General features: G+C 61.0%; 9 protein-coding genes. 6 read left to right on the forward strand and 3 right to left on the reverse strand.

Annotated elements, in window-relative coordinates:
* Both Q0288_RS12490 and Q0288_RS12495 read left to right on the forward strand, forming a co-directional pair.
* On the forward strand, positions 1-1,172 hold a 1,172-nt coding region (locus tag Q0288_RS12490; protein ID WP_299430902.1), incomplete at its 5' end, for a nicotinate phosphoribosyltransferase.
* A gap of 198 nt (positions 1,173-1,370) precedes the next feature.
* On the forward strand, positions 1,371-2,531 hold the full coding sequence (locus Q0288_RS12495) for an MFS transporter (protein ID WP_299430904.1): 1,161 nt from the start codon (positions 1,371-1,373) through the stop codon (positions 2,529-2,531).
* Here Q0288_RS12495 and Q0288_RS12500 read toward each other — a convergent pair.
* Both Q0288_RS12500 and Q0288_RS12505 read right to left on the reverse strand, forming a co-directional pair.
* A complete protein-coding gene (locus Q0288_RS12500) occupies positions 2,523-3,668 on the reverse strand; it encodes a phosphopentomutase (protein ID WP_299430906.1) in 1,146 nt (381 codons plus the stop codon). The two genes, Q0288_RS12495 and Q0288_RS12500, sit on opposite strands and share 9 nt — an antisense overlap.
* Positions 3,669-3,947: 279 nt before the next feature.
* Complete coding sequence (locus Q0288_RS12505) at positions 3,948-5,471, reverse strand: serine protease (RefSeq protein WP_299430908.1); 1,524 nt, start codon at positions 5,469-5,471, stop codon at positions 3,948-3,950.
* A gap of 270 nt (positions 5,472-5,741) precedes the next feature.
* Here Q0288_RS12505 and Q0288_RS12510 point away from each other — a divergent pair, with 270 nt between their 5' ends.
* The 4 genes from Q0288_RS12510 to Q0288_RS12525 all read left to right on the forward strand — a co-directional run bounded on the left by Q0288_RS12510 (position 5,742) and on the right by Q0288_RS12525 (position 9,076).
* Complete coding sequence (locus Q0288_RS12510; protein WP_299430910.1) at positions 5,742-6,248, forward strand: hypothetical protein; 507 nt, start codon at positions 5,742-5,744, stop codon at positions 6,246-6,248.
* 91 nt (positions 6,249-6,339) lie between these two features.
* Positions 6,340-7,182 (forward strand): isoprenyl transferase, encoded by an 843-nt coding sequence (locus Q0288_RS12515; protein ID WP_299430912.1) that lies wholly within the window; start codon positions 6,340-6,342, stop codon positions 7,180-7,182.
* 122 nt (positions 7,183-7,304) lie between these two features.
* Positions 7,305-8,216, forward strand: a complete 912-nt coding sequence (locus Q0288_RS12520; RefSeq protein ID WP_299430914.1) for an ABC transporter ATP-binding protein — start codon at positions 7,305-7,307, stop codon at positions 8,214-8,216.
* Positions 8,213-9,076 (forward strand): ABC transporter permease, encoded by an 864-nt coding sequence (locus tag Q0288_RS12525; protein WP_299430916.1) that lies wholly within the window; start codon positions 8,213-8,215, stop codon positions 9,074-9,076. Before Q0288_RS12520 ends, Q0288_RS12525 begins: the two co-directional genes overlap by 4 nt.
* 11 nt (positions 9,077-9,087) lie before the next feature.
* Here the strand turns inward: Q0288_RS12525 and Q0288_RS12530 are convergent.
* Positions 9,088-9,804 (reverse strand): DUF4010 domain-containing protein (locus Q0288_RS12530; protein ID WP_299430918.1); only part of this gene is annotated, 717 nt, incomplete at its 5' end.

The following is a 9,804-nucleotide window of genomic DNA, read 5'->3' on the forward strand; positions in this document are numbered from 1 at the left end:
TTTCAGCCCACGGCCTACCCTTCCCCTATGAGCGCTGGATGCATGTTGCCAGAGACCTCGGGGGCAGGCTGCCGGTGCGTATCCGTGCGGTTCCAGAAGGAGCCGTGATTCCTGTCCATACTCCGCTGGTAGTCATCGAAAGCACCGACCCCGAACTGCCCTGGCTACCAGGCTGGATGGAGACCGCGTTGTTGCGGGCGGTCTGGTATCCCACCACAGTCTGCACCGTATCGTGGGAGATCAGGCAGATCATCCGTGCAGCGCTGGAAAAAACTGCCGACGATCCCGAGGCCGAACTGCCCTTCAAGCTGCACGACTTTGGGGCGCGGGGGGTGAGCAGCCAGGAGAGCGCGGGCCTGGGCGGGATGGCCCACCTGGTCAATTTCATGGGCACTGATACGGTAACTGCGCTCATCTACGCTCGCAACTATTACGGGGCGGAAATGGCGGGCTACTCCATTCCCGCCATGGAGCACTCCACCGTGACCAGCTTTGGCCGTGCGGGCGAGGCCCACGCTTACCGGCAAATGATCGAGACTTTCGGCAAGTCGGGTGCGCTGTTTGCAATGGTGATTGACTCTTACAACCGCGAGCACGCGGTGAGCCAGATCATTGGCGAGGAGCTGAGGGACTTGATCGTATCCTCGGGTGCAACCCCGGTCATCCGTCCCGACTCCGGCGACCCACCCTTTGTGGTACTGCGTACGGTGCAGACTCTGGAAGCCAAATTCGGAGCGACGGTCAACACAAAAGGTTTCAAGGTTTTGAATGGTGTGCGGGTCATCCAGGGCGACGGCATCAACGCTGCTAGCATTCGCAAAATTCTGTTCCTGTTGGAGCAGTGGGGCTACAGCGCCTCTAATGTGGCTTTTGGCATGGGTGGTGCGCTCTTGCAGCACCCCCACCGCGACACCCAGAAGTTCGCCCAGAAACTGCACCTGGTCACGGTAGGGGGTCTGACCTATGGCGTGAGCAAGAGCCCCACAGACGACATGGGCAAGGCCAGCAAGAAAGGCCGCCTGGACGTGATCCGCGACGAGCGTGGCATCCGCACGGTCGACCTCGAGGCCGGTGAATACACCCCGCACCCCCAGAGCGTCCTGCACACCGTCTTCGAGAACGGCGAGATTTTGAAGCGGTACACCTGGGAGCAAGTAAGGGGGAATGGATGAACTGGTCTGGCGCTGGCAGCCAACCTTGCCAACCCCCCGGCGTGGACGTGGAACTGGCCAGCCCGAATTGAAGTCAACACCATCCACGCCTCGAGCAGGTCAGGCAGGTTCTGGCAGGTCAACCTTTGGATACTTTGTTGGCCCACCCAGGCATTTCTGGCTAAAGCCCTGCGCTTGCAGGCGTATACTCAGCGTTGCATGTCGCCTGCCGCTACCCTCCTGCAAACGCGAATTGCAATCTCCGGTTTCTTCATTCTGCACGGGTTTGTGGCCGCGACCTGGATTTCGCGCATCCCTGCCGAGAAAGAGCGCCTCGAGATGAGCGCAGCAGTACTGGGGCTGGTGTTGCTGGGCAACATGCTGGGGGCGCTGCTGGGAGGTCTGACCGCTGGAACCTCGGTGGCGTGGTGGGGCAGCCGCCGGGTGGCCCGTATCTTCGGAATGGCTGTATCGCTCTCCTTGCCGGTACTGGGATTACTACTCTCTCCGGCGTGGCTGTTTGCCGGTCTGGTGCTGTACGGTTTTCTGCTTAACACCCTCAACATTGGCATGAACACCCAGGCGGCGGCCCTGGAAACCAACTATGGCAAGCCCATCTTCTCTTCCTTCCACGCGCTGTGGAGCGCGGGGGCGCTGGCAGGTTCTCTGGCGGGTGCGGGGCTGGCCGGGCTGGGGCTCTCCCCCTTCTGGCACTTTTTGCTGATCGGCGGACTGGGGGCCGGCCTGGCCTGGCGGGCCGGTGGGTGGCTGTTGGCGGCCTCGCCCTCTCCCACCCGGCAAACCTTCGTGCTACCCAGCGGCTCACTGCTGTTGCTGGGTCTGATGGGCTTTTGCACCGCCATCAGCGATGGCTCGATTGCCAGTTGGAGCGGGGTCTACCTGCGCAGCCTGGGGGCACCGGAATCGCTGGCTGCGCTGGGTTTCGCGGTGCACCAGGCGGTGATGCTGGTGGGGCGTTCCAGCGGCGACTGGCTGGTGCGGCAGTTCGGGGCGGTGCGGGTGGTGCGCTATGGCGCACTGCTGGGTGGCTTCGGGCTGGGGGTAGCGGTGGTCTCGGGCACGGTAGGGGGCATGTACTTCGGTATCGCCTGTATGGGCCTGGGTATGGCCACCCTATATCCACTCATGTTCGCTGCGGCCTCCCAGACCCCTGGCATATCCCCGGCAGCGGCCATGGCCAGCATCTCTACCATGAGCACCATCGGCGGGCTGGTAGGGCCGGTGCTGCTGGGCGCAGTAGCCGAGGTGGGCACAGTTCGAGCCAGCTTTGCGGTAGCGGCGTTGCTGGCAGGGGTGGTGAGCTATCTGGCTTTTTCACTTGCCAACTACCGGGTAGTCCGGGCACGTGCCTCAGATTGAAACCCCAGCTCCATCCCACTGTAACTCAAACAACCTGGCCCAGCTCGCAGCCAGATCGGCAAAGGTTGGGCGGGTTCCCAGGTCTTTTCCGGCCATCCCCGGCCCCGCTACCAGCAACATCCCGTACTCGCGGGTGTGGTCGGTGCCTCGCCAGGTGGGGTCGTTGCCATGGTCGGAGACGATGAACAGGTAGTCGTCCGGGCCGAGTGCAACCAGGAATTCGGGTAGTCGCGCATCGAAGTCTATCAGTGCCTGGGCATATCCCAGGGAGTTGCGACGGTGACCGAACTTGGCGTCGAAGTCCACCAGGTTGGTGAAGATCAGACCGGAGAAGTTCTCGCGCATCAGTTCCAGGGTGCGCTCCATACCCTGGGGGTTGTCGCCCGACCCCACCTCGCGGGTGAAGCCCCGGTGGGCGTAGATGTCGGGAATTTTGCCCACCCCCACCACCTCCAATCCTCCTGCTTTGATCACATCCAGAACGTTGTGGGGCGGCTCCAGCGCATAATCGTGGCGCAGATCGTCGCGGCGGTAGAAGTTCCCCGGCTCGCCCTCGAAGGGTCGGGCAATCACCCGCGCACAGGCCAGCGGCCCCACCAGCATCTCCCTTGCGACCCTGCACCAGTCGTAGAGGGTCTTTAGGGGAATCTTGCCGACGTGCGCCGCTATCTGAAAAACCGAGTCCGCCGAGGTATAGACAATGGGAAAGCCGGTGCGAAGGTGTTCGTCACCATAGTCGCGGATGGCATCGGTGCCCGAATAGGGCAGGTTGAGCAGGTATCCCCCCACTCCGATGCGTTCACAATACCTGGCCAGGAAGTCCTGTGGATAACCCTGTGGAAAAACCCGAAACGCGTTCTCGAGCTGGATGCCCACAAACTCCCAGTGGCCGGTGGAGGTATCTTTGCCGGGGTTGACCTCCACCATTCGCCCAAAAGCACCTTTGGGCTGCGCTACCTGAGGAACCGTGTGTACCCCCGGCACGTGGCCCAGCCCGAGCGCAGCCAGATGGGGCAGCTCAATTCCGGTCTTGAGCACGGTGTGGTCGAGGGTATCGGCCCCTTCGTCGCCAAACTGCGCGGCGTCGGGCAGGTAGCCCAGCCCCACCGAGTCCAGCACAATCGTGATGACCTTCATGCCCAAAGCATACCGGAGCCTAAGGAGAGCAGATGGGCATGAGAGCGGGGGTAAAGCGGAGGTATCCTCTCCTCCATGAGGATTTTTTTTGCCCACCACTCACCAGGCAACAAGATTTTTGTACTCTCCACGACCCCTGGTGCAGGCGAAAGCAAAAGGCTGAAAGCCGGTAATCTTCGCGGAGGCGCAACGTATGCCGGTCTCGGGCCGACATGAGACCCGTGCTGGCGACACTCCCAACGGGGTGTGTACGGGCACAAAAACCCGGTCGCCTGACCTCTACCTGTTTAGTGTGGCCGTACAGGCCCCCACTTCCTTGAGGTCGCTGATCTGGCCGCTGGAGTCGGTCTTGAAGGTCTGGAGGGTTCCCTTGAGGGTAGCGGTATTTTGCTGCTCGAAGCGGCAGCGCCACCAGGCACGGTGGCTATCGGCTCCGCTGGGGACGGTCATGTCCAGGAAAGCGGCTCCGCTGCGGCTCAAGTAGAAGTAGGCCACCATCGAGAAATTTTCCTTGAACAGTACGGTTCCCTTGGGGTCGCCATCGCTGTCACGCTCGGAGAGGGTGATGGTTCCGGCATCCTCGAGGTCTGGGCCGGTCACGGCAAGCTGCCAGCGCTGCCCCACGGCCAGCCGGGGAGGCCAGGCTGCGGCCTGGGGCTGCTGGGGCTGCTGGGGCTGCACGGCCTGAGCCCCCCGCTGGCTGGCCACACAGGTTCCAACTTCCTCGGCATCGGCGTTGGCATCTTTGAAGACAAAAAGCTTGCCCTGGATGGCCCCGCTCGCGTTTTGCGGGTCGAATCGGCAACGGGCCAGGGGATAGCTGTCGCCAATATTCAGGCGCACGATGTTGTCCTGCTGGAAAAACAGGGCCTCGGTTCGACGGCTGCCCAGGCTGGCGGTTGCCACAAAATCGCCATCGGCATCCTTCTGCCCCACCACCACCGACCACTCCCCTGTCCACTGGCCGCCCTGAACCCGCACCTGCCAGGTCTGGCCGGTATGGATGGCGGGGGGCCAGGCAGTTGTAGCGGCAGGCTGTGGCTGGGGGGTGCTGGCTGCAGGCGCACGGTTCACCAGCCCCGCCACGTTGGGGCCAACCAGACCCCAGGCCAGCGCGGAGGGGCGCATGAAAGCAGTGCGGGAGTTCCCCTGCCCCGACACCCCACGGGTGTGGATGCCGATTAACTCACCGTCCTGGTTGTAAATGCCGCCACCCGAGTTGCCAGGGCCGGTCTGGGCATCGTGCTTGATCCACTGCTTGCCGCCGCTCTCCATATCTTCGCCGGTAAACCCCCCCACAGCCCCACTCGAGAAGGTAATGGTATTGCCTCCAGTCCCCTGAAATCCAAAGACATAGATGGGGTCGCCCACAATCAGCTTGTTGGAATCGCCAATGGGAACTGCCGGAAAGGTCATGTTGCCGATGGGCTGACCGCCCGAGGTGCGGGTAATGCGTAGAAGGGCCAGGTCGAGATTGGGATCGGCAGCCACCACATCGGCCAGAAAACGCACCTCGGGGGGCTGATCCACAAAGCGGACGACGCCCACAAAAATGCGCGGGACAATTCGGCGGTTCTCGAGATCGCCGATCACATGGTAGTTGGTCAGGATGAAACCCTGCGGACTGATCAGGGTGCCCGAACCCGTGCTGACCGAGTTGTTGCCCACCGGGTAGGTAATAAACACCGTAGCCGCAATGATGCGTTCGCGCACATCGCGCGGCAAGGTTTGGGCCAGACCAGCTCCCCAGACCCACAAGACCAGTAAACACAACAGGCTTATACGACCGAACCCAGGCTTCATATCAACCTCCGCATTATGGGTACACATATATTACGTCGCATCTCAAAAATTAGAGGATTCTGGGTCTAATCCTGGTTTATTTGCACAGCCGAAGTCGGAAAGTGCTTCCTGAACAGATTTTTATCCAGGAGTTTTTTGCTCCGCCAGGACAGGGAAGCATGGGCGGGGGTCGCTCCAGCGGTATGTCCTGTACTCCTGGAACGAGCGCAGAATCAAGAAGCCTGCATACAACTTTCATATGCCTCAGCCTACCTGCTGTTTACCTGGGGCATGATCAGACCATGGGTAGTCGGACTGTTACTGGCAGCAGTGGCCCTGGCTCAAACCGGGCTCACCCCCGCCACGGGGGGCGGTTTCAGGCTTCAGGTGCGCGGTTACGATCTGGGCAAGTTGCCCGCAAAACCCCAGATTCGGGTGACGGGGGATGTATTCAAGGACTCGGCTCGAGTCAGCCTCCACTTTTTTGCCGACCCAGGCAGCAGTCCACCCCCTTATGCTCCCCGTATTCTTTCGGTTGACCTTAAGGGGCCCCTCCCGCTCCAGCAGACCTACCGGGTGGGCGACCCCTTAGACCCCCAGGCTCGAGGCACCCTGAGCTATGTGGACGATCGCAACCCCAGCAACCGCAAAAGCTGGGGTGGCAGCGGGAGCGTAACCATCACGGCGCTCAGCAATACCAGCCTCACCTTGCAGGGCAGCAGCATCCAGATGGCCAGCCCCAAACACGGCAACTTCGTGATGAGCTTTGTGTTGAAGGTAGATCGCCTGCGACGCTGAACACAGGGTTTTGCCGGTTTCCTGGGGGGTTCACCGACTTGCACACCTTATCCCTGCACTTCTGGCTAAGATAGATGGGTTGAGGAGATTCATGGCGACGACTTCACCTGTGCGCATTCCTAAAAGTTCGCTTCGACAGCAACTCATACGGCTCTTTAGAGCACTTCTCAAGCCGCTCTACTGGTGGTACGAGAAACGGGTCGAGGCCAGGGTACGCCGGGGCCACGCTCCCAAACACCTGGGGATGATTCTGGATGGCAATCGGCGTTTTGCCAGGGAACTGGGGTTGGAAGGGCACGAAGGCCACGAGCTTGGCGTACAGAAGGCCTACGAGGTTTTGGAGTGGTGCCTCGAGCTCAAAATACCCACCGTAACCATCTGGGTGTTTTCCACCGACAACTGGAGCCGCAGCCAGCTCGAGGTCGAGACGCTGATGCGCCTTTTCGTCCAGGAGGCCCAGCGCATGGCCCAGGACCCCCGCATCCACGCCAACGAGGTGCGGGTAAAGGTGATCGGACGGCACGACCGCTTTCCCCCCAGAGTGCTTCAGGCCTTAGAAGAGCTGGAAAAAGCCACCGCGCACCACAGCGGGATGCTGCTCAACATCGCCATGGGCTACGGCGGGCGGGAAGAAATTATAGACGCGGTCAAGAGTCTGCTGCTGGAAGCCGCCAGAACCGGCAAGTCGCCGGAGGAGCTGGCCGCCGAGCTTGACATGGAACACATCTCCGAGCGGCTTTACACCGCAGGCGTGCCCGACCCCGACTTCATCATTCGCACCTCGGGCGAGATCCGCCTTTCGGGCTTTTTGCTGTGGCAGGCCGCCTACAGCGAGTACTACTTCTTCGATGCCTTCTGGCCGGCCTTCCGCAAGGTGGACTTTTTGCGGGCGGTGCGCGACTACCAGAAGCGCGAGCGACGCTTTGGCAAGTGACATCCGCCTATTAGCCGATAGCTGATAGCCAATAGCTAATAGCTTTTGACCTGAGACCTGCGACTAACTTTTGACCTGCGACCTTCCTCACCATGGCTGGGTAGACTGGAAGCGGCTACCGTATGACACTGGCGATTCAAACTCTGAATCTGAGAAAAGCTTTCAACGGCCGCGTCGCAGTGGAAGACCTGAGCCTGGAGGTTCGGGCGGGGGAGGTTTTTGGCTTCCTCGGCCCAAATGGGGCTGGCAAGACCACCACCGTCAAGATGCTGCTGGGGCTAACCTATCCAACCTCCGGTCAGGCTACTCTACTGGGAAAACCGCTGGGCAGCCTCGAGACCAGGCGCCAGCTGGGATTTTTGCCCGAGCTGTTTCGCTTTCACGACTGGATGACCGGAAAGGAGTTTCTGCGCTTTCACGGGCAGCTCTGCGGGATGCCGGCAAGCGCCCTCCAGCGGCGCATCCCCGAGGTGCTGGAGCTGGTTGGGCTTCTGGGGCGTGAAAACGAACGTATCAAGGGCTACTCCAAAGGGATGCAGCAGCGCATCGGGCTGGCCCAGGCCCTTCTGAACCATCCCCGGGTGGTGTTTTTGGACGAGCCCACCTCGGCCCTGGACCCCATCGGACGACGTGAGGTACGCGAGATCATCCGGCACCTGAAGGCTGAGGGCACCACCATCTTCCTCAACTCGCACCTGCTCTCGGAGGTTGAGCTGACCTGTGACCGGGTGGCTTTTGTGGACAAGGGCCGGGTGGTGCGGAGCGGAGCGTTGAAGGAGTTGTTGCGCGAGAGACTCGAGGTCGAGCTGCGGGTTGGCGCACTGAACCCAGAGCTGCTATCGGAGCTAGGGCGCCATGCCAGGGTTTTGCACCACGGCCCGGATACGGTGTTGCTCGAGACCGAGAGCGAGGACGTGCTGCCGATCCTGGCTCAGACCGTGGTTAACTCGGGGGCTGGCCTCTTTTCCCTTAGTCCGCGCAAGATCAGCCTGGAAGACCTGTTCGTGAAGCTGGTGAGCAAGGAGTCGTCGTGAGGAACCTGCTGCTGATAGCCCAGTTCACCTGGCAGGAGGCCCTGGGGCGGCGCCTGTTGTGGGCCATAATCCTGCTCACGCTGGTTTTTTTGTTTTTTTATTTTCTGGGTCTGAACTTTCTGCTGGATAGCTTCGAGCGCCGGGCGGCGCAGTTGGGGCGCGAGCTTTCACCCGAGCAGATGGTGGTTCCCAGTGCGGTGCTGGTTCTGATGGGGATGTACATTGTGAACTTTTTGGGAAGTTTGACCGGTGTGTTCACCACTATTGCCAGCATTAGCGGGGAGGTGGACTCAGGCACCTTGCAGTCCATTCTGCCCAAACCCATCCGGCGCTGGGAGTTTGTGCTGGGTAAGTGGCTGGGGCATCTGAGCCTGGCCCTCCCCTATCTGCTGCTCTTGTCACTGGCTCTGGTCTATGGTTCGTATATCCTGACCGGCTACCTGCCCCCAAACCCGCCCGCAGCCATGGCCCTGATGCTGCTGAGTGTTCTGTTTTTGCTCACTCTAACGCTGCTGGGCAGCAGTTTGTTCTCCACCCTCACTACCGGGGTAGTGATGTTCATGATCTATGGTCTGGGCTGGATTGGGGGGATTCTGGCCAGCGTGGGGGCTTTCACCAACACCCCAACGCTAAAGCGTCTGGGCGAAATTAGCAGCTATCTGGTGCCAAGCGACCAGCTCTGGCGCGGGGCCTCGGTGTTTTTGCAGCCCGAGATCATGTTGGGCGCGCAGGATTCCGCCCGTGGCAACCCGTTCGTGGGCAGCGAGCCGCTCGCCACGGGCTATCTGTTGTGGGTAGCGGCCTACACCATGTTGGTGCTGGTAGCAGCGGTCTGGGTTTTCCGGCGCAGGGATTTTTAGCGGTAAGGTGGCTAGGAGTTGATCAGCAAAACCAGCAGCGCCAGCAAACCGCCGGGCACCAATCCCACCCCTACCAGAGGGCCAAGCCCCTTGGCCCCAAAAGACATTGCGACCTTAAAAACAGTATTGCTCAGCGAGGCAATCAGGATGGCAGCCGCAGCCACCTGCAGGAGCAGGGTCTGGTCGGCTGCGAGGCGGGCCAGCGAGAGGGAGATTGCGTCTACATCGGCCACGCCCGAGATCGCGCTGACCACAAAAACCCCCGCACTGCCAAAGACCTCGAGGCCAAACTTGGTCAGCAGCTTTACCAGGGCATAGACACCGGCAAACAACAAGGCGCTCTGGAGTTGCAGGGGATTTTGTACCACCACACTCTCGGAGGTAGTTCGATCGCGCCGAGCTAGCCAGGCGGCACCTACAAACCCCCACAGAAGCCACAACAACACCGGCAGCCAGAGCAACTGCAGCAAGGCCGGAGCCGCAACCGCACTCCAGATCAGTATTCGCCCCAGCATCATTTGAGAAGCAAGAACCGATCCAGCGGCCCAGAGTGAGTTTTTGCTGGGGTCAACCCGGCTTTGAATAACCATCGAAAGGGTGACGGCCGTCGAAGAAACCAGCCCACCCAGTACCGCTGCCGTCCACAGGCCTTTGGAACCCAGTAGCCGTAGGGCCAGATAGCCCGCGAAGTTGACCCCCGCAACCAGCATCACCACCTGCCAGATTTC

It is taken from the genome of uncultured Meiothermus sp., assembly GCF_937863175.1.
Taxonomy (GTDB): domain Bacteria; phylum Deinococcota; class Deinococci; order Deinococcales; family Thermaceae; genus Meiothermus.

Bases quoted from the DNA above. Each gene is read 5' to 3' on its own strand.
- Q0288_RS12495 (WP_299430904.1), top strand. From the start codon at position 1,371: ATGTCGCCTGCCGCTACCCTCCTGCAAACGCGAATTGCAATCTCCGGT.
- Q0288_RS12500 (WP_299430906.1), bottom strand. From the start codon at position 3,668: ATGAAGGTCATCACGATTGTGCTGGACTCGGTGGGGCTGGGCTACCTG.
- Q0288_RS12505 (WP_299430908.1), bottom strand. From the start codon at position 5,471: ATGAAGCCTGGGTTCGGTCGTATAAGCCTGTTGTGTTTACTGGTCTTG.
- Q0288_RS12510 (WP_299430910.1), top strand. From the start codon at position 5,742: ATGATCAGACCATGGGTAGTCGGACTGTTACTGGCAGCAGTGGCCCTG.
- Q0288_RS12515 (WP_299430912.1), top strand. From the start codon at position 6,340: ATGGCGACGACTTCACCTGTGCGCATTCCTAAAAGTTCGCTTCGACAG.
- Q0288_RS12520 (WP_299430914.1), top strand. From the start codon at position 7,305: ATGACACTGGCGATTCAAACTCTGAATCTGAGAAAAGCTTTCAACGGC.